The following is a 26,197-nucleotide window of genomic DNA, read 5'->3' on the forward strand; positions in this document are numbered from 1 at the left end:
TTTTGTCCATGACAATTAAAAGCCGGCGCAAAAATAAGAAGTATACTTTATTTTATTAAAGTAAATAACACTGGTTAACGTTTGCGGCGATATTGGGCGATCAGATCTACCACACTCACATGCTGTAACACAGCAGGGTCGAGCTCTACGAGCTTTTTAACAATCTTTGGAGCCTGTTGCAGGGCTGTTTCCAGGTGCAGTAACCCTTCTTTTGTTTTACCCATGGCTATCAGGATAGCGGCCCGGTAATAGATAAAGATAGGTTTACGGCCCGCCTTTTCCTCTGCTATGGCTAATTGTACAAGGGCTTCATCAAGGAATCCGGATACATACAGTCCCTTTAACAGTTCCTGCCAGGTAACGGCGCTTTTGGGCCTGGTACGTACGGCATTCATAAAATGTACCAGTGCATCCTTGTTCTTTCCGAGCTCCAGGTAGCATTCACCCAGGCTCATATTGTACTCTGCGTTGGTTTTATTTATTTTCAGTGCGCTCATTAACGATTTAACGGCATTTTCCCAGTTGGCTTCCATCATATAGGCCACCGCAATCTTGTAGTACAGCTTATCATCGCTGGGACTCAGATGCGAAGCTTTACGGTAGTAATAACGTGCCTGGGTAAACTTCCGTTGTCTTTCGTAACAATGACCGATAGCTTCATAGATGACATCCTCCGGCTTGGCGATTTCCAGGTGTTTCTGGAGCACTTCTATGGCTTCGGCATACTTGCGCATCCGGATATAGGCATCGCCCATATTACGGTAGGCATAATCGAATTTCTCATCTATGGCCACCGCATATTGGTATGCGTCTATCGCTTTTTCGTATAATTTAAGTCCCTGGAATGCTGTGCCCAGGTTAAACCAGGCCAGCTGGTTATAGGGATGCTCGTCGATAATGGCGCTATGCAGGCGGATGCTCTCTTCATTGCGACCGGTAAATTCTGTCCAGAAACAGATTTTATGTAATGCTTCCTCACTGGTAGGATCATATTCCAGCGCCAGTTTCAGGCAATCAAACACTTTCTCAAACTCCTCCCAGTCGTCGTATACGTCGGCCAGTTCCAGCAATAATTCTGTCCTGTCTTCCCCTGAAAACTGTTCAATCTGTTCTTCCAGCACAGCAGCTGCCTTCTGATGCTGGTTCAGCGCCAGGTAAACGTCTGTTTGCAGTATATAAAGATTGATATCAGTACGGTCCAGCACTTCTGCTTTCTCGAGCAAGTCCAATGCTTCCTTATATTTTTTGGTTTCTATCAGTAAGTTGGCCTTTTTGAGAAGTAAAGTGGAGGAATAGGGGAATTGTTCGATGGCTATTTCTGCGGCCTGCAATGCGATCGGCATTTCGTCATGCTCGTCATAATAGTCTATGATCTGCTCAAATGAATCTTCGTCCAAAAAAGAATGAGACTTACCAGCCCTGAGGTTTTCAAACTGCTGCAACAAGTCTCTCAGATCATCAAAATCCTCGTTTAAAAATGAAAAGTCTTTACTCATTACTGTAAATATAGTACTTTTATCTATGCCCAAATATGGGGTGAAATCAATGTGCTAAAAAATTTTTAACAATTCTTTGTGATTTCTTCGTATCTTGCGTTAAGAATATGTTATATAATATATCAAAAAGTTTGTACATTTGTGTTACAATGAAAGCGAAAACATACATATCACGCACCTTTTCATTGTCTTGCTTGTTAGCGGGCGCATTAGCGTTTTTTGCTCTCAATGCGGCGGCAAATAATGGCTTTTTGCCCACCGATAATAATAAAGACAAAGTGAAAAAGACAGCTGACAGCCAACATTTTGTGCTGAATACAGCTATGCCTAAAACCAATCTGAGCCTTGATGCTGGCTACCGCTTTTCGGGTACCTTCAACTCAGACTTTAAGTTTACTACTACCAATAACTATAATAATGTCATTAACCTGAAAGCGGTAATGACCTATACGAAAGGTAATGTCACTTATGTAGTTCCAACCAATGTCCAGGTGCAGTCACAACCTCCTGGAAACATGAACTTTCAGAAACTGCAGATTATTCTGCCGCTTAAGAAAGGGTAATAAACTTAACGTTTCTTCAATTACAATATGGGCCGGTTAAAAAGTTCTACAGCTTTTTAACCGGCTCTTTTTTTGCGCCGGAGCGGAGGTTGTCTTACTCAGGATTACGCTGATTTTATTGATTTAGGGGATTTGAACATTTTTGATTTTAAAAGATTCGGGGAGATATAAGCGAAAATATCCGCTTATTCTCCCCGAATCTTTTAAAATCAAAAAGTGATCAAATCAGCGTAATCAGTGTAATAAGTTTAATCCTGAGAAAGACAACCTCCGCGTTCCCGCTTATATCTCCCCGAATCTTTTAAAATCAAAAGTGATCAAATCAGCGTAATCAGTGTAATAAGTTTAATCCTGAGAAAGACAACCTCCGCGTTCCCGCTTATATCTCCCAGAATCTTTTAAAATCAAAAATGTTCAAATCCCCTAAATCAATAAAATCAGCGTAATCCTGAGTAAGACAAAATCCGCTCCTCTACATATTCTGCAGCTCCTTTTGGCTCACTTCCTTGTAGCCTGTTTTGGGCACATCAAAATAGGAGGCGGGGATCGGGTATAATTCTATCTTTGTGGCCACTACCCTGGTTTTGGAGCCGGTTTTGGTGATAATCTCGAACTCCAGCGGAATACCTTTCAGGTTCACAAAACGACGGTTGTATTGTTTATTTTCCGGCACCAGGTCGAGGGCATAATACACCTCAAAGGTTTTGCCATCGGGCATGGTACCAATGGCTTTACGGCAATCGTAGCCTGCTATTTTCTTGGTTTCAGACTGGTCCTGGAACTGGATGCTTTCGTATTGTTTCAGGTCCTTCTGGTATTGCTCTTTCCCTGCGCGTATCAGGTATTTGTTCCCATGCTGGTCTATCAGTGTGGTCATTGTTTCTGTTTTACTGTTGATCAGGTAGGTGTAGTGAACAATATTGAAATTCATATCAATCCTGCTCAGTGGTCCGCGCATATATTGGGTAAAGGTGCTGCCTTCGAGCATGGCATCCATTTGGAGCTGCTCAGGTGGCAGTTCCATTTTGTAAACGATTTTGGCATCAGAAATAACACGCTGCGCCAGCAATGAGCCGGTGCAGCACAGGAAGATAAAAGTTAATAACAACCGGTATGACATAGTGTGGTGTATTAATAATAAAATGGCCTCAGTGAACCGTTACCAGTTAAGCTTCTCTTTGTTTAAAAACGCAGCTATTCCGCGTTTACAATCATCATGACCGCGGGTGGCCGCATTGAGTATGGCTGCGTGCGCCAACCCATCCGCTACCGGTAAGTCCAACACTGTGCCAATCAATTTTTTGGTCACTTTCAGGGAGTTGGCAGAAGCTTCATTACATAGGCTGGCAGCCACTTTAGCTACCTTTTGGGCGATTTCTGAAGCAGGAACCACTGCGGTGATCAGCCCATCGGCGGCCGCTTTTTCCGCTGTTACCAGTTTGCCGGTTAATAACAGCTCCCGGGAGCGGCCCTCTCCTATTTTGCGAACCAGGAAAACAGCTACCAGGGCGGGAATAAACCCGATTTTTACCTCGGTATATCCCATCAGCGCTTCCGGTACCGCGTAACTGAGGTCGCAGAGGGTTACAAGCCCGCAACCACCGGCCACCGCATGTCCCTCTACCTGGCCAATTACTATCTTATCAAGATCATAGATCTCCCGGAATAACTGCATCAGTTCCCGGGAATCAGCGAGATTTTCATCATAGGTATTTTGCTGCAGTTGTTGCAGGTATTCGAGATCGGCGCCTGCGCAAAAAGCTTCGCCGTTACCCTTCAACACCACTACTTTCACGGCTTCATCGGCTTCCGCCGCACGGAATGCAGCCCGGAGTTCAGCTACCATGGGCCCGTTGAGCGCATTACGCTTCTCAGGCCGGTTCAGCGCGATGGTGGCCACCCGCTCCACCACTGTATACTGGATAAAAGAAAATGCCATAAACAAAGAATTACAAGGCCTTGTTTATGGCAATCTAAGCAAAAAAAATTTAATGGGTAATCTCCTGTATTACCTGACCTACATTGCCGCTGGGCATCTGGATATGCAACAAAGCAGCCAGGGTAGGCGTAATATCCGTCATACCAACAGTACGGTTGGTTTTACCCGGGCGAACACCCCAGCCCATCCACACCAGCGGGATATGCGCATCATAAGGATACCATAACCCGTGCGTGGTGCCCACATTGGTACCATCGATATAACCAGGCGTTAATACCACCTGTATATCACCGCTCCTTTTGGTGTTAAAGCCATTGGACAGCATCGTGCGCATGGGTTCCGGCAAGGTGGTGCCCATGAGATTATCTATAGAAAAGGCTTTGGCGACCGCGGGTGATTTAAGCAACTCCCGGATCATAAACTGGCGGATGTCGGCTTCACTTTTACCTGCCTGCTCAATAGCGTCGTGGTTCAGCCAGAGCTGGTAGTTATCGGTGGCTTTCACCGCATTTTTCACCCCAAATTTGGCTGATACCTGGTCGTTCAGGGTAGCTACTGCTGCTTTGTCGTCCCATGTGCCGCCCGGCAGTTTGTTTTCCGCCATAAAACCAGGTACATGGGCAACGCCATGATCGGCTGTGATAAAGAACAGGTACTGCCCCTTGCCCACTTTCGCATCGAGATAGGTGAAGAACGCGGCCAGATCCTGGTCCAGGCGCAGGTAGGTATCTTCAGCTTCCACTGAGTTGGGGCCGAACTGATGGCCTACATAATCAGGAGAAGAAAGACTGACAGCCAGCAAATCCGTTACCGGGCCTTTTCCCAGGCCATATGCTTCCATTGCTTTTTTGGCAAATTCCAGGGTCATGGTATTACCGTAAGGCGATGCGGAAATAGCAGTATTGGCGATCTCCGAGAGGTTGTGCGGGAAGGAGGTGTTACCGGCATTTTTATACTTTCCTTCGTAAGGTTTCTCATCGGCTGTACTAAGGGTATAGGTAGATGCTGGATACAGGGTAGTCCACGGTTTGCTGAGATATTGCTGCGGGAATTTCTGCTGGTTGAATTCCTGCGTCCATGCAGGCAATTCATTCATGTAATAGGTGCTGCTCACCCAGTTACCGGTGCTGGCATCATACCAGAAAGCTGCGTTGGCACTGTGCCCGGCAGGAAGAATAGCACCCCTGTCTTTAATAGCAACACCTATCACCTTACTCTGGAAATTATTGGATAACTTCAATTCGTCGCCGATAGTGGTTACCAGCATATTCCGGGGGCTCATTTTACCGGCGGCGGAGGAGCTGCCGACGGTGGTTACCGTGGTATCTTCCGCACAATACATCGTACGACCCAGTTCCGGGCTGTACCAGGTGTTGCCGATAATACCGTGGATAGCCGGCACAGATCCTGTATAGATACAGGTATGACCACAGGCCGTGATGGTGGGGGTGTAATTGATCAGCGTATTTTCACAGGAGAAGCCTTCCTGCAGCAGGCGCTTAAAACCACCGGCGCCATACCTGCCGGCGTAGCGGTACAGGTAATCCCACCGCATCTGGTCTACCACCAGGCCTACAACGAGTTTGGGGCGGGCAGCGATACTGGTGTTTTTAGCCGCAGGAAGACGATGAAGCGGCTTTGAAGGAGCGTTTTGCGCTTTGCCGGCCGTGGCAGATAACAGGAATGCGACTGCCAGGAATTGTGTAAATTTCATTAGATTGTAATAATTTAAAAGTCACTGTAATACAACAAGATAGATGGTTATCTGGCATCAACAACGGCATAAAATAGCTGGTGCCAAATGTAAACCAAGTTTACAAAAAGTAATATTTTAATACCTTTGTGTCCATTTTAAATGGAATGAATTAACCATTACATAATATATCGTATGGATATTTTCGAGAAACTGCTGAAACATCTGGGCCCTATCGGGGAACATTCAGACAGAGCCCACGGCTATTTTGCCTTTCCTAAACTGGAAGGAGAAATAGGCCCCCGTATGAACTTCCGGGGTAATGAAAAGATTGTCTGGAGCCTGAACAACTATCTGGGTTTGGCCAACCACCCGGAGGTGCGCGCTACCGACGCCAAAGCTGCCGCAGACTATGGAATGGCCTCTCCAATGGGAGCGCGTATGATGAGCGGAAATACCAACTACCATGAGCAGCTGGAGAATGAGCTGTCTGACTACATGGGCAAAGAAGCAACTACCTTACTGAACTACGGTTACCAGGGCATCATGAGCGCCATTGATGCAGTAGTAGGCCGCAGGGATGTAATTGTATATGACGCAGAGTGCCACGCCAGTATCCTGGATGGTTTACGCCTGCACCCCGGCAAACGTTATGTGTTCAAGCATAACGATATGGAAGATTTCGACAAGCAGATGAAACGTGCTACGGAACTGGCTAAAACCCAGGGTGGTGGTATACTCGTGGTTACAGAAGGCGTGTTTGGCATGGCCGGCGACCAGGGTAAACTGAAGGAAATTGCTGCATTTAAAGATAAATATGAGTTCCGCCTGCTGGTTGATGATGCCCATGGCTTTGGAACAATGGGTAAAACCGGCGCCGGTACCGGTGAAGAACAAGGCGTTCAGGATAAGATCGACCTGCTGTTCAATACCTTTGCAAAGTCCGGTGCTTCTATCGGCGCTTTCATCAGCGGCGAAAAACAGATCATCAATTACCTGCGCTATAACATGCGCTCCCAGATCTTCGCGAAATCCATTCCTTTACCGATCGTTATCGGCCACCTGAAACGTGTGCAGTTGATGCGTCAGCATCCGGAAATGAAGGCTAAACTGTGGGAGAATGTGAATAAACTGCAGAGTGGTCTGAAAGAACGTGGATTCAATATTGGCAGAACCAATTCCCCGGTAACACCTATCTACCTGCAGGGCGATATCCCCGAGGCGACTGCTATGTGCCTGGATCTGCGCGAGAATTATAACATCTTCTGTTCTATCGTGGTATACCCTGTTATTCCAAAAGGACAGATCATTTACCGCCTGATCCCAACTGCTGCGCACAGCGATGAAGATATTGAACTTACCCTCAAGGCATTCAGCGAAACCAAAGCAAAACTGGACGAGAAAGTGTACGAGGTGGCAGAGATCCCAATGGTATAACTGACACACGCTATCATATTAAAAGCCTTCCTGCTTTCCAGGAAGGCTTTTCTATTTAAAATGGGAAAAGGCCAGAGGGGTTATGGCAAAAGAAGGTACGGCAAAATAACCGGGAAAAACAAAAAGGGCTGATTTTAGTCAGCCCTTTACTTCAAATCGTTCTTTCACTAGGTGTAATTTTTCATTAGATTTCATCAGGACATGGTAGAGAACAACTGGTTTTCATAGAAATTGGAATAACCAAGTGATTCCAAGTATTTTATAAGCGTTCTTTTATTTTAATTCGGTCTTTTTATTCATTGATGCTTATCAAAAATAGCTCAGATTTCACCAAAAAATATAACACATACGTTGGATTTTGTTAATGGCTTGTTAAAGATTTCAACTGCAACAATAAATCACCAGGATGTTAATGCAGCCATTTTTTTCCCATCCGATCAATAATTTTCCCCTTTGCGTAAACGGTTTCCCGCATCCCGCGGTAACTTCGCGGCGGAAGCAATACATACTCAACCTTTTAACCATTATGGCGGTGACGAGGTGAGGCGGCAAAAGTGTCTATAGCACTTTCGTTAACGCCGGGTATAATTTTTTAAGTCAAACTGATAAAAGACAGGTGTTCAACATTCAATGGAGCAAGCAATTTTTCCGCCTGCACAGAATTACCGGGCTGATAGCCGGCGCTATGCTGCTATTGGTGAGCATTACCGGCAGCATGCTGGTATTCAGCGATGAAATAGATCATGCGGTGTATGCCCATGCCTATCACGTTCCGCCGCAGGCAGTTCCCAGAACATTGCAGGAACAAATGAAAGACGCCCGCCAGGCGCTTCCCGGAAATCCCTACCTGTTTTTTGTAAGACTCCCGCAGTCGCCCGGCGAAAGTACCGTGCTGCGGGCCGAATATTCAGCAGATCACAAAGTATACATCTTCCTGAACCCCTATACCGGCAAAATATTACAACAATACGCCAATACAGACCATTTTACAGGCTACGTCATGTATCTGCACTTCACCCTGCTAAGTGGCAAAACAGGGGCTGTAATCGTCTTAATTACAGGAATAGGACTGTTTTTATCTGTTCTCACCGGCCTGTTTGTATACCGGCATTCACTGGGCAAAGTACTCACCTTCCGGCAGCCGCTGGAATGGCATAACCGCACCCGGCGCTGGCGTAACCTGCACCGCATCGTCGGCGTGTGGGCGCTGCTTTTCAACCTCCTCATCTCTTTTACCGGCTTCATGATGGAACTGAAAGTAATTGACGCGCGGAAAAACACCAAGGCAGGATATACGGCTGTTCCTTTTCCCGGTGAATATGAACCCCTGCTCATCAAAGCTGCGGCTACTATCCCCGGCTTCCAGGCCACCGGTCTCCGCCCTCCTAAAAAAGCAGGCGACCCGGTACGGATACTCGGTCATGCCCATGAATCCGCATTCTTCGGAGAATACGCTTCGTCGGTATCCATCGATGAACAAGGCGCCGTTAAAAAAAAGGTGGACTTCCGCAACGCCTCTTTCAGCGATAAGTTCAATGCCTCTATCGCTCCCCTCCACTTCGGCAACTACGGTGGCATCTTCCTGAAAATCATTTATTCACTGCTTGCCCTAACCCCCGGCGTGTTATCCGTATCAGGATTCCTGATCTGGTACCGCAGAAAATTTATTATCAAAATACACGGAAACAGAAAATGAAGAAGGCTTTAGTAGCAGCATTAATAGTCATTGCAGCCACCATGCAGGCAGCAGCACAGCAAATACAGGGTACTCCCGCGCCCACAACTGACAGTATCATTCAACCATCTGATGTAGGTCTGAATGAAATAGTGGTAACCGCCAGCCGTAATAAAGAAACACTGGGCACCGTGCCATCTTCCATTACCATCATCTCCGGAAAACGATTAAGGGAACAAAGCGCGATCACCACTGATATTAACCAGCTGCTCAGCATGAATGTACCCGGACTTACACTGGGCACCAATACTTCCACCAACAAAGGACAAACCCTGCGCGGCCGCGGCATGCTCATCATGATCGATGGCATCCCGCAATCCACCCCGCTGCGCAACGGCGATAAAGATATGCGCAGTATAGACGTGTCCGTTATTGAAAGAGTGGAGGTGATCAAAGGCTCCACTGCTATTTATGGCAATGGCGCCGACGGCGGTATCATTAACTTCATTACCATCAAAGCCAACCCGGACAAACGTTTCAGCGGAAGCACCGATATCAGCACCGCCGGTTCCCTTACAAATGGCGCCAACAGCCTCGGTGGCCGCATCTCCCAGAACTTCTCCGGCAAACTCAATAAATTTGATTACGTGGTAAGCGGTACCTATGAACAAACAGGTGTGAACAAAGATGCAAACGGTGAAGTAATCGCCCCTTTCCAGTCGCTCAGCCAGAATGAAAACGTAAACCTGTTTGCAAAACTGGGATACGATATCAATGCCAATAACCGCATCGAAGTGATGTACAACTATTACCGCACCATGCAAAACAGCACCTACGTGGATGAAGGCGGCGAATTTGGCAAAAGCCCGATCATTGGCGTAGTGGGCACCAATCCCGGTGATAAACAAGGCACCCCCTATAATCACAATGCTTACGTGAATTATACCAATAAAAATATTTTCCGCAACACCTCACTGAATGTAAACCTTTACTATCAAGACTTCTACACGGTATTTGAATGGTCCGATTTTTATGCGCCTCCGGGCAATTCTGCCATTGCTTCCAAAAAAATGGGCGCGCGGCTGAACTTCAACACCGTTTTCAATTTCCATCCCAATTTATCCGGAGATGTTACCTGGGGTGTGGATATCCTTAATGATAAAACATCCCAGCCACTCACCGACGGCCGTCCGTTTGTGCCGGAGATGAATATGAAAAACTATGCGCCCTATGCACAACTGAAAACGGTAGTCTTCAAAGATTTCCTGGTGAAGGCAGGCGTACGGTATGAAAATATTTCCCTGGACATCCCAGATTATACAACTATCAAATTTGGTAACTATGCCGGCGGCGTATTTGTAAAAGGCGGCGAACTTCCTTACGAAGCGCTGGTATTCAACGCAGGCTTACGGTATACGAAGTTCCCGGTGTTCAATCCTTTTGTGAGTTATTCACAGAGCTTCTCGCTGTACGACCTGGGCCGCACGCTGCGACTGGCAAAAGCAGTCAGCAATGGCGCCACCAGTATCAATACCATTGAAACTGAAGCCATTATCACCAACAACTATGAAGCTGGCTTTAACAGTAACATCGGGAAGTTCAATGCATCCGGTTCGTATTTTATCAGCACCTCCGATCTTGGTACCAGCCTGAAAGATGTAAACGGTGTAGCAGTGCCGGAGCGCGCTCCTGAACGGGTACAGGGCTTTGAATTTACAGCCGGCTACCAGTTCCTGCCTAACCTGTATGCCAGCGGTGCCTATTCTCATGTAGAAGGAAAGAAAGAGGTGAACGGCACTAAAACCTATTTGCCTACCACCCGCATTTCACCCGATAAAATGACATTCAACGTGAACTATTCCCCGCTGAAGCAGTGGGATCTTGGGGTGTACTACATTTATTCCGGCGTGCGCAAACGCTTTGACGTAAACGCCACAACCGGTCAGTACGACCTGGGCAGTGGTCCCGTGGGGGATTTCTACCTGGTGAACTTATATACCGGCTACCGTTTCAGCCAGGCTGCATCCATCCGCCTGGGTGTGGATAACCTGTTGAATGCCGATTACTACCCTGTTACCTCACAAGGAAGGGTGCGTACCGATTCCTATATCAAAGGAAGTGGCGCTAGATTTAACCTGGGATTCAAATACAGCTTCTGATAATTCACCGAAATAAAAAGGGTTCGCATAAAAGCTATGCGAACCCTTTTTTATGTTGTTGAAAAGCGGACGATTATTTCTTCAGATGCTCTTCAATGGCGGTATCATATGTTTTTTTCCAGGTACTTACATTGCCCCAGTCATCCCCATTTACTTTAATGGATTCACCGGTTACAACACCTAGTTTCTCGTAGCGTACAGAGTTATCTGACGCATCTACCAAACCGTGTAACAGCGCTTCGAACTTCTCTTTATCTGCCGGCTTAACGGTTACCACTACACGGCTCTGGCTTTCACCGAAGAGGTAAGCATCTTTACGGAATTTGTTGTTGAGCGCCAGTTCAAAGCCCAGGCCGGATGGCATAGCGCTTTCGAGCAGGGTAACAAATAAACCGCCGTCGCTTACATCGTGTGCAGACTGGATCAGTTTTGCTTTGTTCAGTTTGGTGATTGCCTGTTGCAGGTGCAGTTCTTCATCGAGATTGAAATGCGGTGCAGGGCTGTATTCTATACCAATGATCTTGTGCAGGTATTCAGAGCTGTTGATATCGTTGCGGCTGCGGCCTACCAGGTATACCAGGTCGCCTTCTTCCTTGAAGTTAAGGGTGATACGCTGATCGAGCGTGTCGAGGATACCCACCATACCGATGGTTGGTGTAGGATAAACCGGACCGTCGGGTGACTGGTTATAGAAGCTCACGTTACCACCGGTAACGGGTGTATTGAATTTACGGCAGGCTTCACCCATACCTTGTACGGCGTGTACAAACTGGTAGTACACTTCCGGATCGTAGGGGTTACCGAAGTTGAGGCAGTTGGTGATAGCAACTGGTTCGCCACCGGAGCAAACGATGTTACGTGCAGCTTCTGCCACCGCTATCTGTCCGCCTTTATGAGGATCGGCAAATACGTAACGGCCGTTACAGTCGGTAGTCATTGCCAATGCTTTCTTCGTTGGTTTTACCAATACGATAGCAGCATCGCTTGGTGCGTTGGTGGTGGCGTTTGCAGTACCCACCATGCTGTCGTACTGGTTATAGATCCAGCGTTTGGAAGCGATGTTTGGTAATGCAACCATTCTTTCTGCTACAAAACGCGGATGTTCTGTATCAGGGATATTCTGAATATCGAATGCTTTTACTTTAGCGAAGTAGGCTGGTTCTGTGTAAGCGCGGTGATATTGGGGAGCGCCGCCACCCAGTACCATACTTTCTGCAGGAACATCTGCTTCCAGTTCGCCGTTCATATAGAACTTCAGGTTTTTATCTTTGGTAACTTCACCGATCTGAACGCAGTGCAGGTCCCATTTTTCGAAGATGTCCAGCACTGGTTTTTCTTCTCCTTTCTTCACTACTATCAGCATGCGCTCCTGGCTTTCGCTCAGCAGCATTTCCCATGCTTTCATATCTTTCTGGCGGGTAGGTACTTTATCTAACCAGATGTTCATACCATGTTCGCCTTTCGCGCTCATTTCTGCAGTGGAGCAGGTGATACCGGCAGCGCCCATATCCTGCATACCAATGATAGCATTGGTTTTGATGATTTCCAGGCAGGCTTCCAGCAGTTTCTTTTCCTGGAAAGGATCTCCAACCTGAACGGCAGGCAAATCTTCCACGCTGTCTTCCGTGATATTGGCAGAAGCAAAGGAAGCTCCTCCGATACCGTCTTTACCGGTAGCAGAGCCAACAATGAAAACAGGATTTCCTTCACCGTATGAAGTAGCGGAAACAGTTTGACCTACTTTTACGATACCTGCGCTGAATGCGTTTACGAGCGGGTTGGTACCGTAGCATTCTTCAAAATAAGTTTCGCCGCCTACGGTAGGAACGCCGAAGCAGTTACCGTAGTGGCCTATACCATGTACAATACCTTTTACCAGGTGTTGTGTTTTCTTATCATTAATATTACCAAAGCGAAGGGAGTTCAGTGCGGCAATGGGACGTGCACCCATTGTAAAGATATCGCGGTGAATGCCACCAACGCCGGTAGCGGCGCCCTGGAAGGGTTCGATAGCGGAGGGGTGGTTATGCGATTCTATTTTAAATACCACCGCGTAGCCATCACCTATATCTACCAGACCGGCATTTTCTTCTCCTGCTTTAACCAGGAGCCTGTCGCCTTCGCGGGGCAGAGACTTCAGCCAAACGATTGAGTTTTTGTAAGAGCAGTGCTCACTCCACATTACTGAGTACATACTTAACTCGGTAAAATTGGGGGTACGGCCTAAAATAGATTTAATTCGTTCAAACTCGTCAGCGGTAAGTCCTAGCTGTTCAGCAATTTCTACGGTGGTTTGCATGTATTTAAGTATAAAAAACGAGATATTTAAAAGAAGTCGCAAAAGTACATGATTTTCCTGCAAATGCCAAGAGTACCCTGTGGTGGCTTTTCTGCAGTTTTTTTGCAGGCAGGTATCATATTATTTATTTTTAAATTCATCAGATTTAAAGTCTATCTGCTCCAAATATTTAATGAAATGATAAAAAAATACCCCTTTTAAAGCCCTAAATGTAATTTTTCAGTTAAAATGAACAATTTATTTGCATTTATAGCGATGGATGCGTTCTTTTGTGTAAAATAATTTACAGCATGCAATCGTTACGTTTCAAAGCGCTGGAAGGATTAGCTGGCGTAGACTCCACTCTCACCGAACATGACGGTAAAATTACCGATGTATTTGGCAGCAATGTTTTCTCTGGTAAAGTTGTTCGGGAATATCTGAGCGATGAGGCTTATAAAAGCCTGATGAACTCTGTTAAAAATGGCACCAAGCTGGAACGTAAAATGTCCGAGCAGATCGCTTCAGGCATGAAAGCATGGGCGATGAAAAAAGGTGTGACTCATTACACACACTGGTTTCAGCCATTGACCGGCACTACCGCAGAAAAACATGATTCATTTTTCACTTTGAAAGGTGATGGCACTGCACTGGAAACCTTTGATGGTGATGCACTGGTACAACAGGAACCAGATGCTTCCAGTTTCCCTAACGGTGGTTTGAGAGCTACCTTCGAAGCCCGCGGCTACACTGCCTGGGATCCTTCCTCTCCTGCATTTATCCTTGAGCAGGGTTATGGTAAAACACTCTGCATACCTACGATCTTTGTTGCCTACACCGGCGAATCCCTGGACTACAAAGCACCACTGCTGAAAGCACTGGCTGCAATGGACAAAGCTGCAGTAGACGTATGTAACTATTTCGATAAAAACGTTACCAAAGTAACCGGTACCCTGGGTTGGGAACAGGAATACTTCCTGGTAGACGAAACAATGGCGAACGCCCGTCCTGATCTGATCATGACTGGCCGCACTGTTGTTGGTCATGCTCCTTCCAAAGGTCAGCAGCTGGAAGATCACTACTTCGGTGCTATTCCTGAGCGTGCTTACGCTTACATGCGCGATTTCGAAGTAGAATCCTACAAACTGGGTATTCCTTTGAGAACGCGTCATAATGAAGTTGCTCCTTCACAGTTCGAGTGCGCTCCTATATTTGAAGAAGTAAACATCGCAGTGGATCACAACTCCCTGCTGATGGATGTAATGAATAAAGTGGCAAAACGTCACAAACTGAAAGTGTTACTGCACGAGAAACCTTTTGCAGGCATCAACGGTTCCGGTAAACACAACAACTGGAGCATGTCCACCGATACCGGTGTAAACCTGCTGGCTCCCGGTAAAACTCCGAAGACCAACCTGATGTTCCTCACTTTCTTTGTGAACACTATTAAAGCGGTGCATGACTACGCTGACCTGATGAGAGCTGCTATTGCTTCTCCAAGCAACGACTTCCGTCTGGGCGCTAACGAAGCACCTCCTGCCATCATCTCCGTATTTACCGGTAAATACCTGTTTGATGTACTGCAGGAAGTTAAAAACCGTGTAAACAACAAGTTCGACGAACAGGACGAAGCTATCCTGAAACTGGATCTGCACCGTCATATTCCTGAACTGTTGCTGGATAACACTGACCGTAACCGTACTTCTCCTTTTGCTTTCACCGGCAACAAGTTTGAATTCCGCGCGGTAGGTTCTTCTGCCAACTGTGCTTCTGCAATGACCGTTCTGAATACTATCATGGCTAAAACCCTGGTTGACTTTAAAGCGGAAGTAGATTCACTGATCGAAAAAGGTGAGAAAAAAGAGATTGCGATCATGCAAACTCTTCGTAAATATATTGTAGATTCGGAAAAGATACTGTTCGAAGGCGACGGATACAGCGAAGAATGGGAGAAAGAAGCTGAAAGAAGAGGTTTACCAAACGTAAAAACCACTCCTAAAGCTTTGGATGCAATGATCACTCCTAAAGCAACCAAACTTTATGCTGACACCGGCGTTTACAACGAAAAAGAACTGCACGCACGCCATGAAATTCTGCTGGAAGATTATGTGAAGAAAGTGCAGATCGAAGCCCGTGTAATCGGCGATCTCGCTACCAACACCATCCTCCCGTCTGCTATCAGCTACCTGAACGACCTGGTAGTCAATATCAACGGTCTGAAAGGAATTGGCCTGGGCGACGAATCAGTAAAAGCTCAAAAACAAATTGCTGCTAAAATAGCTGAACATATTAATGTTATTAGTGAAAATGTACAGGCTATGATCGAGGCGCGTAAGGTAACTAATAAGCTTACCGACAGCCGTCAGAAAGCGATTGACTACTGTGAAAAGATTAAGCCGTACTTTGATGTTATCCGCTACCACTCCGACAAACTGGAGTTCCTGGTGGACGACAAAAAATGGGCGCTGCCTAAATACAGAGAGCTGCTTTTCTTGCGATAAAACCGTAAGATTGTTTTGGTGTATGATTAGCCCCGGATTTTCATCCGGGGCTTTGTTTTGAGATCCACCTGAGCAAGTATTGGTTTAACCTCAGATTATCCCTATCTTCATATTATACCTATATACCAATACCCCATATAACGTTTAGATTTTCCTGTACCGTACGCACCACGTTTATTTAATCAGAATTATTTAAAAACAAGTTACCCAAAATGAAAAGACAACTTTTACAAACGCTTTGCGTCATGGCTATTGCCATCCCTTTACTGCTCCAAAGCTGCCTCAAACCACCGGTAATCATTCCTGGCCCCAACCACTACAGGATCGTGCAACTGAAAGGTATTCACGGGTACGATGACCTGCTGGATTCTGTCCGGATCTCTTACAACAATAAAGGAAACCCGGTTAGCCTGATTGCCACACAGGTGACAACCGGTTATCCGCAGTTCCTGATAGGATATGATAACAAACACACGCTCAAATGTATTATCGGCGCCTATTCAGATGACCTCCCCTTTTTTGAAATAGCCCACAAATACATCACCGATAACAAAGGCAGAGTGACCACCGACAGCACATTTACTATTGGGATCTATGATCGTAGTACCATGACAGTCACCTCCGGGTATAATACCGCAGTGGAGTATTTCAGCTATGACAATAAGGACAGGATTGTAAAATCCGTCAGGAAACAATTTCCGGAAGAATATTACGGCATAACCACCGTTTACTATCATTACAATGCCGCCGGCAATGCATATAAGATTTCCACGGTTAACTTCTGGCAGGGACAAACCTCTCCTCCCATTGATGTGTACCCCATTTACGATGATAAATTAAACCCGCATCAGCTTCATAAAATATGGATGTTCAACGACAGGGACTACAGTGTTAACAATCCCTTTGTGGCAGATCAGTACAATAACTACGGCCTGCCGGTTAGCATCACTGCAAAAGAAACACATCAGGAGTTCCAATTCCTGAATTTCAACTTCAAAAAACTGTTGATTAAATATAATTAACAACAAACGAAAAAGTCCCCCTGGTCAAACCAGGAGGACTTTTCCAAATAGTATATCCGTTACCGTTATACCAGCTTAAACGTTTCTGTAAACTTCGTGGTAAAGTTACCTTTACGGAAGTTTTCATCGCGCATCAGCTGCTGGTGGAAAGGAATCGTTGTTTTTACCCCTTCAATTACAAACTCACTCAGGGCTCGTTCCATTGTGTTGATCGCTTCTTCACGGGTTTGCGCCATCGTGATAATTTTCGCTACCATGGAATCATAGTAAGGCGGAATTACATAACCGGCATAGATGTGTGAATCCACTCTCACACCATGACCACCGGGGATATGCAGGGTAGTAATTTTACCGGGAGATGGGCGGAAATCGTTGTAAGGATCTTCCGCATTGATACGGCACTCGATGGCATGCATCTGTGGCGTATAATTTTTTCCGGAGATAGGAATCCCCGCAGCAATTTTGATCTGCTCTTTTACCAGGTCGAAGTTGATCACTTCTTCTGTAACCCCGTGTTCTACCTGGATACGTGTGTTCATTTCCATGAAGTAGAAGTTGCGGTGCTTGTCTACCAGGAATTCAATGGTACCCACGCTTTCGTAATTGATAGCGCTGGCCGCCCTGATAGCAGCATCCCCCATTTTCTCACGCAGCTCAGGCGTCATAAACGGAGAAGGTGATTCTTCTACCAGCTTCTGGTGACGACGCTGGATAGAGCAATCCCTTTCACTGAGGTGACATACTTTACCGTATTGATCACCCGCAACCTGGATTTCAATATGGCGGGGTTCTTCCACGAATTTCTCCATGTAGATACCGTCATTACTGAAGGAGGCACGTGCTTCATTTTTAGCCATGTTGTAGGCTGTTTCCAGCTCACTTTCTTCCCATACCACACGCATACCTTTACCACCGCCACCGGCGGTAGCTTTGATGATTACGGGAAGTCCCATGTTTTTAGCGATGACTTTCGCCTCTTCCACGCTCTGGAGCAAACCTTCAGAACCTGGAATAACCGGTACGCCGGCCGCAATCATGGTTTCTTTGGCAGTCATCTTATCCCCCATTTTCCGGATCATTTCCGGCGTGGGGCCAATAAATTTGATACCATGTTCACCACAGATTTCAGCGAAACGGGCATTTTCTGCCAGGAAGCCGTATCCAGGGTGGATCGCATCTGCATTGGTGATTTCTGCAGCCGCCATCAGGTGAGGGATGTTCAGATAAGACTCTGAGCTTTGTGGCTTGCCGATGCATACTGCTTCATCGGCAAATTTCACATGCAGACTGTCTTTATCCGCTGTTGAATAAACCGCCACCGTTTTAATACCCATTTCCTTACAGGTACGGATAATCCGAAGGGCAATTTCACCACGGTTGGCAATCAATATTTTTTTGAACATTGTTTTCCTTATAAGTTTAATAATAGCTGTTAGCATTTAGCTGTTAGCCTTTAGCCATCAGCGCACTGCCATTTGGCAAGTCTGAAAGCTAAAGGCTAACGGGTAAAGGCTATTATTATGGTTCAACTAAAAATAAAGGTTGATCGTATTCTACCGGAGAAGCGTCATCTACCAGTACTTTCACAATTTTCCCACTTACTTCACTCTCTATTTCGTTGAATAACTTCATTGCTTCGATGATGCACACCACTTTACCGGAAGTTACTTCGTCACCAACATTTACGAATGGTGCTTTATCCGGACCGGCGCTGCGGTAGAAGGTACCAATCATGGGAGATTTGATGGTTACCAGGTTATCTGCTTTGGCAGGGGCAGCAGGTGCAGCGGCTGATGCTGCGGTGGCCGGAGCTGCTGCAGGAGTTACAGCGGCTACTGCCTGAACGGGTGCCATGGTTGCAGGAACAGTGATTACCTGCTGAACTTCATTATCCTTCTGCTTTATTGTAATCTTAAACTTGTCCTGTTCAATGCTCAGTTCACTGATATTTGATTTGTTGATCATTTTTACCAGTTCCTGAATCTGTTTAAAGTCCATGTAGACAGTTTTTGGTTTAGAAATATATAGAATATGACAAATACTTTTTCACGCATTCAGCAACTTTGTTTCAGAACATATCTTTCTGAAACAAAGTTGCTTTTCTCTGAAAACCAGTATTTCAGAAATGATTTATTTATGCTTTTACTCTTTCGATGTACTCACCATTTTTGGTGTTTACACGGATCAGTTCTCCTTCGTCTACAAACAGTGGAACCATCACAGTGGCACCGGTTTCAACGGTAGCTGGTTTCAGGGTACGGGTAGCCGTATCACCTTTCACACCGGGTTCAGAATAAGTAACCAGTACTACAATTTTATCAGGCAGTTCAACAGCCATGTACTGTTCAGTTTCTGTATTGATCTGTACACTTACTTCCTGTCCTTCTTTCAGAAACTGAGGTGCATCGATTGCTGTTTCCGGCATAGCGATCTGCTCAAATGTTTCATTGTCCATGAAATTGTAGCCGGTATCATCTTTATATAAATACTGAAAAGGTTTCTTCTCAATACGGATTGGAAAGATAGTATCACCTGAGTTCCAGGTGTGCTCAATGGAACGGCTATTATCAACGCCTTTCAATTTAGCCCAAACCTTTGCGGCTGCACGGGCGGTTTTGTTCTGACCAAACTCTACAACAGAATACAAGCTGTTATCCAGCTTGATAATTAATCCTGTTCTGATATCTGCGGTGGTAGCCATAAATAGGTTACTGATTTTAAGTTAAAAATTTATACGGATTGCAAAAGTAAAAATTTTCGCATATGAACAAGCAACTAATTCCCAAAATTAGAGAGATTAGTCCCTTTTCGGCTCAATTTTCGGCTTTTTTATTCAAATAATGACATTTATCCGGTAATTTTAAACTCAAATCAAGAAACTTTTATAAGTATGCGCTACGTGTTTTTCGTTATTTTAAGCTGTTTACCTGTGTTTTTGATGGCCCAAACGCCTGCTAATTCCAGCACCAAAGCACCTTATTTACAATACCCGATCATCCCCGCTTTTCCGTTGAGCCTTGTTGATGGCCACACTATCACCAAAAACGACCTGAAGAAAAATGAGAAGACCATGCTCTTTGTATTCAGTGTTGACTGTGACCACTGCAAACACCTCACCGAGGAAATGCTGAAAAATATTGACAAGTTCAAAAAAACACAGATCGTGATGGTCACTCCCTTCAAAGTGGAACAAATGAAGGAATATTACGATCATTATAAGATCCAGAACTATCCCAACATCATTATGGCGAGTGAACCTTCCCGGCAGATCATGTACTTCTATGACCTCCATTATTTCCCTGGTTTGTATATATATAATAAGAAACAACAGTTTGTAAAAGGTTTTGAGGGAACAGTAAAGCTCGATTCCCTGCTGCTTTATCTCAACAAATAATGCTTTGTGAAAATGTAGCCGCCAGCGGATTATTGTAAGGCCGAATCCTTACATTTGTTCAATCACATTCATTCTTCACTTTTAAAGCTAAAGACAAAATGAAAGTTACAGTAGTAGGAGCCGGGAATGTAGGCGCAACGTGTGCCAATGTACTGGCCCACAAAGATTTTCTGCAGGAGGTGGTTTTATTGGATATTAAAGAAGGAACGGCTGAAGGTAAGGCGCTGGACACATGGCAGCAGGCTCCCATTGATTATTACAGCACCAAAATTACAGGGGTAACCAACGATTACACCAAAACCGCGAACAGCGATGTAGTGGTAATTACTTCCGGACTTCCCCGTAAACCCGGTATGAGCAGGGACGACCTGATTTCTACCAATGCCAATATTGTGAAATCGGTTACCGAAAATATTACAAAACATTCCCCGGATGCTATCATTATCATTGTAAGCAACCCGCTGGATGTAATGACCTATTGCAGCTATCTCACTGCAAAGAAAAACAGCAGCAAGGTATTTGGTATGGCAGGCATCCTGGATACCGCCCGTTACCGCGCTTTCCTGGCTGATGAAATAGGTTGCTCACCCAAAGACATCCAGGCGATCCTGATGGGTGGTCATGGCGATACAATGGTTCCTTTGCCCCGTTATACCACCGTTGGCGGTATCCCGGTAACTGAACTGGTAGCCACCGAAAAACTGGATGCTATTATCCAGCGCACAAAAGTAGGCGGTGGTGAAATTGTAAACCTGCTCGGTACTTCTGCATGGTACGCACCCGGCGCCGCCGCTGCACAAATGGTGGAAGCCATTGTAAAAGATGAAAAACGCATTTTCCCCGTTTGCGCATGGCTTACCGGCGAATACGGACTGAAAGATATTTACCTGGGTGTACCCGTAGTATTGGGTAAGAACGGCATCGAAAAGATCATCGAACTACAGCTCAATCCTGCCGAAAAAGAATTATTGAATACCTCTGCACAACACGTTAAAGAAGTAATGGACGTACTGGACAAAATGCAATCCGCTACAGCGTAATGCGGATTTTGTCTTTCCCAGGATTACGCTGATTTTACAGATTATACAGATTTGATCCTGTTTGATTTTTTAAAGATTAAGGGAGATAACAGCGGATATACTCACTGTTATCTCCCTTAATCTTTAAAAAATCAACACGTAATCAATCAAAACAATCAGTTTAATCAGTGTAATCCTGAGAAAGACAATTTAAAATCGCCGAAGGCGATCCTGACTATAAATCCACATTTATTCGTAATTTTACCCCGATCCTGTATTGGCTAAAGCCGTCTAAATGAAGCAGTTCTAATTAGTTTCATAAAATTTGGTTTAACTCTGAATGTATGTCTAACCTGGAAAAACTGATTACGCAGAAAACATTTGAAAACGAAAATCAGCGCGGCCTGATAAGCCTGATTTTCATCGGGAACTGGATAACGTCCCGTCACCAGCAATTTTTTAAACGTTATGGAATCACCATGCAGCAGTTCAATATACTGCGGATCCTTCGCGGTCAGCATCCACAGGCTGCCAGCATCAACATCTTAAAGGAAAGAATGCTCGATAAAATGAGCGACGTATCGCGCCTGGTGGAAAGGCTCCGCAAAGCAGACCTGGTAGAACGTAAGAACAGTGAAATGGACAGGCGCGCAGTAGACGTACGTATCAACGATAAGGGCCTGCAACTGCTGAAAGAAATCGATACCGAAATCAGGCAGCTGGACAACACACTCCAGTCGTTAAACGAAAAAGAGGTTATCCAGCTGAATAAATTACTGGATAAAATGCTGGATAGCTATCATTAATTAAATCTCTTCCAGGTAGTTAAGATCTTTGCCAAATGTTTCTTCCACCTTCCAGGCTGTAATCAACGCAACGCCAATACATACCACTGCCACAATAGCCCCGCTTTGAAGGAAAGTAAAATATTTCTGTACTTGTATAAATAATATAGAGATCAACGGTAGCATTCCCCTCGCAAAATTCGGAACAGTAGTAGCCACGGTAGCCCGCAGATTGGTACCAAAGCTTTCAGCTGCAATCGTTACAAAAATTGCCCAGAAGCCCACGCTGAAACCGAGTATACAACATACGGTATAGAACACCCATGTTTCTACGCCATGCAGGTTTAAATATACAGTTACCATTATACCGGTGAAAACGAGGAACAATAACATCACCTTCCGGCGGCTTCTCCATAGCTGGCTGATCAAACCGGAGGCGAAATCACCTACTACCAGCCCTGCATAACAAAACGCTATCGCGTCGCCGGGGCTGATGGCGCCTTTTACGTTCATCATAGTGGCAAACTTGTTGGAAAAAGCAATGAGGATCCCTACCACAAACCAGGTAGGAGTACCCAGCAGCATACATTTCAGGTATTTGATAAACCGCTCGCGGTTAGTAAACAAAGCCATAAAACTGCCCCTGGAAGCGGATGAACTTTTCACCACATTAAATAAATGGGATTCCATTACGCTAACCCGCAGGACCAGCAGTGCCAGTCCTAAACCGCCGCCTATGAAATAACAGATCCGCCAGTCGCCTACCAGCTTGGCAATCAGGTTGGCAGCCACTGCGCCGGAAACCCCTACAGTAGCCACAATCATGGTACCATAGCCCCGCTTCTCTTTTGGCAGTATCTCCGATACCAGCGTAATACCGGCGCCCAGCTCTCCCGCCAGCCCAAAGCCGGCCACAAAGCGCCATAGCACATACCCGTTGATCCCCTGAACAAAACCATTGGCAATATTGGCAACAGAATAAATGAGGATAGAACCGAACAAAACGCTCAGCCTCCCCTTTTTATCTCCGATAATACCCCAGAAAATACCCCCGATGAGCAATCCTACCATCTGGATATTAATAAGCAGCATACCGGCGCCGGCATCAATTTCACTATCAGGCAGCCCCAGTGATTTCAAACTCGGAACCCTTACAATTGTAAACAGCAGGAGATCATAAATATCTACGAAATAGCCCAGTGATGCCACTATAACGGCAATGTTGAAAATGGAGACGGGACGGTTGTCGGCTTTCATTTCTTAATTTGGTTGACGATAATAACGGGAATAAAAAAAAGGGCCTCATTTAAAGGCCCTTTTAAAGATATAAAAAATTATATTGGAGAATCAGTTTTTTCTGTTTCAGCAGGTGTGTGCGCCGGCTGTTGTTTTACCTTACCAAATACTACTTTAATAAGTACTGGTAAAGTAGTGATCACCACTATGACCAGGATGATCAGTTCCAGGTGATCTTTCAGGTTGGGGAAGGCTTTATCCAGGTAGTGACCCGCCAGCATCATGGAAAATACCCATGCAAAGGAGCCGATTATATTAAAGAACATGAATTTCTTACCATCCATACCCACAATACCCGCCACTATAGGCGCAAAGGTACGGATGATAGGCAGGAAGCGGGCAAAGAAGATAGCGCCGCCGCCATACTTTACAAAAAACTCATGGGCCTGGTGCAGGTGCTTCTTCCTGAAAAAGAAAGTATCCTTCTTCTTAAATAAAATAGGTCCGGATTTTTTACCAAACCAGAAGCCAACCATATTTCCTAGCACACCGGCGGTGGCAATCAGGAACATAATCACCACAAATGGAAGATCAAAGAAGCTGCGGCAAAGGTCTTCGCTGTAGATACCCGCTACGAAGAGCAGGGAATCCCCTGGCAAAAAGAATCCAATGAAAAGACCTGTTTCTGCAAAAATAATTCCCAGTAACAGGTAAAGGCCACCATGTTCAATAATCCACGAGGGATTAATGAGGTGTTTAAAAAACTCAATAATCTGGTCCATGCTAAATACGCTATTTCTATTTCTGAAGTGGTAAAATAATCAATAAACTGTTACGCATTTGTTAAGTTAGGCTTTGGCAGCATCTTCTGTTGGCGGCGTAAGCTTATTTTCCCATTTGGAAACAACGGCGGTAGCCATCGCGTTTCCGATAACATTTGTGGCAGAACGGCCCATGTCCAGCAAATGATCCACGCCCAGCAGCAGTATAAGGCCGGCTTCGGGGATCTTGAACATTGACAGCGTGCCTGCAATCACCACCAGGGAAGCACGGGGTACGCCCGCAATGCCTTTACTGGTAATCATTAATACCAGCAACATGGTAATCTGCTGGTCGATGCTCAGGTGCATACCATAAGCCTGGGCAATAAATAAACTGGCAAAGGTCATATACATCATGGAGCCATCCAGGTTAAAGGAATAGCCCAGGGGTAATACAAAGCTAACAATGCGGCTGTCGCAACCAAACTTCTCCAGCTCTTCCATTGTACGCGGATAGGCCGCCTCACTGCTGGCGGTACCAAAAGCCAGTAGCAGCGGGTCTTTAATCATTCCCAGGAGCTTGAATACCCGTTTGCCCAGGATCAGGCTTCCTACCAGGGAAATAACCACCCACAAACAGAGCAGCCCAAAATAGAACTGCAAAATAAACTTACCATAAGTTACCAGTACAATGGGGCCCTTCAGCGCAATGATACCGGCCATAGCGCCAAATACCGCGAAGGGGGCGAAGTTCATTACAAAACCCGTTACTTTCAGCATGATATGGGCAACGCTGTCCAGCAGTTTCACTACCGGGTTGGCTTTTTCGCCTATGGCTGCCGCCGCTACACCGAAGAAAATGGCAAATACCACGATCTGCAGTATTTCATTATGGGCCATTGCATCCACTACGCTATCCGGTACTACATGGCGGAAAAATCCTTTCAGGGTCATATCTGCCTTGGCGATGCCGGAAGAGGCATGTTCATCAGGCAGTGGCAATGCCAGTGATAATCCTGGTTTCAGCAGGTTAACCAATACCAAGCCGAGAAACAATGATACAAAGGTTGCACTGATAAACCACAGCATTGTTTTTCCGCCGATGCGGCCAACAGCTTTTATGTCGCCCAGCTTGGCCACACCCACCACGAGGGTGGAAAATACCAGCGGGGCAATGATCATTTTAACAAGACGCAGGAAGATATCGGTAAGAATGGAGATATTATCAGCGAAGATCTGCGGGGTATCCTTGGCTCCTGTTGTAACAGGCGCATTGCCATAAGTAAGGAAAACACCATAACCAGTGCCTATTCCGATTACCATAGCAATGAATATATATAAAGTAAGCAGATTCGATGATTTCTTCATGCTAGCCAGAATTTATCTTGTAATAATTAAAAGTTGTAACCGGAAAATTTCCCAAAAATAAGGTTAAGCAGCTAAACATGCGCTTTGGCAGGTAAAATAAAACTATCTGTTTTTGATTTTAGATATTATATTTGGCGATCAACAGAAATACAACAACAACTAAACTACCTTAAAACATCAACCACAATACGACTGCGTATGAGCAAACTCTTTGCTAAAAAACAACTGTCTGTTTTATTGGCCGAAGCTGGAGAATCTGAAAAGGGTCTGAAAAGGACGCTTGGTGCAGGTTCTCTTATAGCATTAGGTATTGGCGCTATTATTGGCGCCGGCCTCTTTGTAAGAACAGCTGCAGCTGCCGGTCAACATGCCGGACCTGCTGTCACCATTTCCTTTATTATTGCTGCTATAGGTTGTGCGCTGGCTGGTTTATGCTACGCAGAATTTGCGTCCATGATCCCTATTGCGGGAAGCGCCTACACCTATTCCTATGCCACACTGGGAGAATTTATTGCCTGGATCATTGGATGGGATCTTGTGCTGGAATATGCGCTGGGAGCGGCTACCGTAGCTATTGGCTGGTCGCAGTATCTCAATAAGCTGCTTACCAATGTCTTTCATGTCACGATACCGTACCAGTGGTGTCACAGTCCTTTTGAAACTTCTGATGCCGGTGTACAGGGTATCATGAACGTTCCATCGCTGTTTATCCTGCTGGCGCTCACTTTGCTGCTCATCAGGGGAACACAGGGTTCTGCCATTGTGAATAACATCATTGTTATCACTAAAGTAGCCATCGTGATGTTATTCATCTTCCTGGGATGGAAATTTATCAATCCTGCCAACCATACGCCATTTACCATTCCTGGAG

Annotated in this window: 21 protein-coding genes; 10 read left to right on the top strand and 11 right to left on the bottom strand. The window is 45.5% G+C overall.

Annotation, left to right across the window (positions count from 1 at the left end; translation table 11 throughout):
- Positions 1 to 74: 74 nt before the first annotated feature.
- Entirely contained in the window at positions 75 to 1,496 is a 1,422-nt protein-coding gene (locus ACLHR0_RS15030) for a tetratricopeptide repeat protein (RefSeq protein WP_370913562.1), read from the bottom strand.
- Positions 1,497 to 1,645: 149 nt separating this feature from the next.
- Here ACLHR0_RS15030 and ACLHR0_RS15035 point away from each other — a divergent pair, with 149 nt between their 5' ends.
- Positions 1,646 to 2,059 (top strand): hypothetical protein, encoded by a 414-nt coding sequence (locus ACLHR0_RS15035; protein ID WP_429051201.1) that lies wholly within the window; start codon positions 1,646 to 1,648, stop codon positions 2,057 to 2,059.
- Between the two features lie 472 nt (positions 2,060 to 2,531).
- Here the strand turns inward: ACLHR0_RS15035 and ACLHR0_RS15040 are convergent, their stop codons facing one another.
- Genes ACLHR0_RS15040 through pafA form a run of 3 tightly spaced genes read right to left on the bottom strand, consistent with a single transcriptional unit; the run spans position 2,532 to position 5,712 of the window.
- Positions 2,532 to 3,179: a hypothetical protein gene (locus tag ACLHR0_RS15040; RefSeq protein WP_370912441.1), complete on the bottom strand. Its 648-nt coding sequence runs from the start codon at positions 3,177 to 3,179 to the stop codon at positions 2,532 to 2,534.
- 39 nt (positions 3,180 to 3,218) lie between these two features.
- Complete coding sequence (locus ACLHR0_RS15045) at positions 3,219 to 3,998, bottom strand: enoyl-CoA hydratase/isomerase family protein (RefSeq protein WP_436487582.1); 780 nt, start codon at positions 3,996 to 3,998, stop codon at positions 3,219 to 3,221.
- 49 nt (positions 3,999 to 4,047) lie between these two features.
- Positions 4,048 to 5,712, bottom strand: coding sequence for an alkaline phosphatase PafA (gene pafA / locus ACLHR0_RS15050; RefSeq protein WP_436487583.1), 1,665 nt, complete (start codon positions 5,710 to 5,712; stop codon positions 4,048 to 4,050).
- Between the two features lie 174 nt (positions 5,713 to 5,886).
- Between pafA and ACLHR0_RS15055 the strand changes: the two genes are divergently transcribed.
- The 3 genes from ACLHR0_RS15055 (at position 5,887) to ACLHR0_RS15065 (ending at position 10,962) form a co-directional block, all read left to right on the top strand.
- Complete coding sequence (locus ACLHR0_RS15055; protein WP_429051206.1) at positions 5,887 to 7,128, top strand: aminotransferase class I/II-fold pyridoxal phosphate-dependent enzyme; 1,242 nt, start codon at positions 5,887 to 5,889, stop codon at positions 7,126 to 7,128.
- 616 nt (positions 7,129 to 7,744) lie between these two features.
- On the top strand, positions 7,745 to 8,824 hold the full coding sequence (locus ACLHR0_RS15060; RefSeq protein WP_436487585.1) for a PepSY-associated TM helix domain-containing protein: 1,080 nt from the start codon (positions 7,745 to 7,747) through the stop codon (positions 8,822 to 8,824).
- Positions 8,821 to 10,962, top strand: coding sequence for a TonB-dependent receptor (locus tag ACLHR0_RS15065; RefSeq protein ID WP_436487587.1), 2,142 nt, complete (start codon positions 8,821 to 8,823; stop codon positions 10,960 to 10,962). Before ACLHR0_RS15060 ends, ACLHR0_RS15065 begins: the two co-directional genes overlap by 4 nt.
- A gap of 73 nt (positions 10,963 to 11,035) precedes the next feature.
- Here the strand turns inward: ACLHR0_RS15065 and purL are convergent, their stop codons facing one another.
- Positions 11,036 to 13,261: a phosphoribosylformylglycinamidine synthase subunit PurL gene (gene purL / locus ACLHR0_RS15070; RefSeq protein ID WP_429051212.1), complete on the bottom strand. Its 2,226-nt coding sequence runs from the start codon at positions 13,259 to 13,261 to the stop codon at positions 11,036 to 11,038.
- Positions 13,262 to 13,551: 290 nt separating this feature from the next.
- Here purL and ACLHR0_RS15075 point away from each other — a divergent pair, with 290 nt between their 5' ends.
- Positions 13,552 to 15,741: a glutamine synthetase III gene (locus tag ACLHR0_RS15075; RefSeq protein ID WP_429051213.1), complete on the top strand. Its 2,190-nt coding sequence runs from the start codon at positions 13,552 to 13,554 to the stop codon at positions 15,739 to 15,741.
- Between the two features lie 212 nt (positions 15,742 to 15,953).
- Positions 15,954 to 16,763 carry a hypothetical protein gene (locus tag ACLHR0_RS15080; protein WP_436487589.1) on the top strand — a complete coding sequence of 270 codons (810 nt, stop codon included), beginning with the start codon at positions 15,954 to 15,956 and terminating at the stop codon, positions 16,761 to 16,763.
- A gap of 65 nt (positions 16,764 to 16,828) precedes the next feature.
- Here the strand turns inward: ACLHR0_RS15080 and accC are convergent, their stop codons facing one another.
- The 3 genes from accC to efp form a co-directional block, all read right to left on the bottom strand.
- Positions 16,829 to 18,166, bottom strand: coding sequence for an acetyl-CoA carboxylase biotin carboxylase subunit (gene accC / locus ACLHR0_RS15085; protein ID WP_370912450.1), 1,338 nt, complete (start codon positions 18,164 to 18,166; stop codon positions 16,829 to 16,831).
- Positions 18,167 to 18,281: 115 nt separating this feature from the next.
- On the bottom strand, positions 18,282 to 18,761 hold the full coding sequence (gene accB, locus ACLHR0_RS15090; RefSeq protein WP_429051217.1) for an acetyl-CoA carboxylase biotin carboxyl carrier protein: 480 nt from the start codon (positions 18,759 to 18,761) through the stop codon (positions 18,282 to 18,284).
- A 136-nt stretch (positions 18,762 to 18,897) separates the two neighbouring features.
- Positions 18,898 to 19,464: an elongation factor P gene (efp, locus tag ACLHR0_RS15095; RefSeq protein WP_370912452.1), complete on the bottom strand. Its 567-nt coding sequence runs from the start codon at positions 19,462 to 19,464 to the stop codon at positions 18,898 to 18,900.
- A 189-nt stretch (positions 19,465 to 19,653) separates the two neighbouring features.
- Here efp and ACLHR0_RS15100 point away from each other — a divergent pair, with 189 nt between their 5' ends.
- The 3 genes from ACLHR0_RS15100 (at position 19,654) to ACLHR0_RS15110 (ending at position 21,982) form a co-directional block, all read left to right on the top strand.
- Positions 19,654 to 20,157: a peroxiredoxin family protein gene (locus tag ACLHR0_RS15100; protein ID WP_429051220.1), complete on the top strand. Its 504-nt coding sequence runs from the start codon at positions 19,654 to 19,656 to the stop codon at positions 20,155 to 20,157.
- 98 nt (positions 20,158 to 20,255) lie between these two features.
- The gene (gene mdh, locus ACLHR0_RS15105) at positions 20,256 to 21,197 is read left to right on the top strand and encodes a malate dehydrogenase (RefSeq protein ID WP_370912454.1); all 942 of its coding nucleotides are present in this window, start codon (positions 20,256 to 20,258) and stop codon (positions 21,195 to 21,197) included.
- 323 nt (positions 21,198 to 21,520) lie between these two features.
- Positions 21,521 to 21,982: a MarR family winged helix-turn-helix transcriptional regulator gene (locus ACLHR0_RS15110; RefSeq protein ID WP_370912455.1), complete on the top strand. Its 462-nt coding sequence runs from the start codon at positions 21,521 to 21,523 to the stop codon at positions 21,980 to 21,982.
- On the opposite strand, the gene ACLHR0_RS15115 is transcribed toward ACLHR0_RS15110, so the two are convergent.
- The 3 genes from ACLHR0_RS15115 to ACLHR0_RS15125 all read right to left on the bottom strand — a co-directional run bounded on the left by ACLHR0_RS15115 (position 21,983) and on the right by ACLHR0_RS15125 (position 25,326).
- Positions 21,983 to 23,218, bottom strand: coding sequence for an MFS transporter (locus tag ACLHR0_RS15115; protein WP_436487594.1), 1,236 nt, complete (start codon positions 23,216 to 23,218; stop codon positions 21,983 to 21,985).
- A gap of 77 nt (positions 23,219 to 23,295) precedes the next feature.
- Positions 23,296 to 23,979 (bottom strand): DedA family protein, encoded by a 684-nt coding sequence (locus tag ACLHR0_RS15120; RefSeq protein ID WP_370912457.1) that lies wholly within the window; start codon positions 23,977 to 23,979, stop codon positions 23,296 to 23,298.
- A 66-nt stretch (positions 23,980 to 24,045) separates the two neighbouring features.
- Positions 24,046 to 25,326 (bottom strand): dicarboxylate/amino acid:cation symporter, encoded by a 1,281-nt coding sequence (locus ACLHR0_RS15125; protein WP_429051225.1) that lies wholly within the window; start codon positions 25,324 to 25,326, stop codon positions 24,046 to 24,048.
- 198 nt (positions 25,327 to 25,524) lie between these two features.
- Between ACLHR0_RS15125 and ACLHR0_RS15130 the strand changes: the two genes are divergently transcribed.
- On the top strand, positions 25,525 to 26,197 hold a 673-nt coding region (locus ACLHR0_RS15130; protein ID WP_436487596.1), incomplete at its 3' end, for an amino acid permease.

Origin of the sequence: Chitinophaga sp. ARDCPP14, from assembly GCF_051362515.1 — a bacterium.
Taxonomy (GTDB): Bacteria; Bacteroidota; Bacteroidia; order Chitinophagales; family Chitinophagaceae; genus Chitinophaga.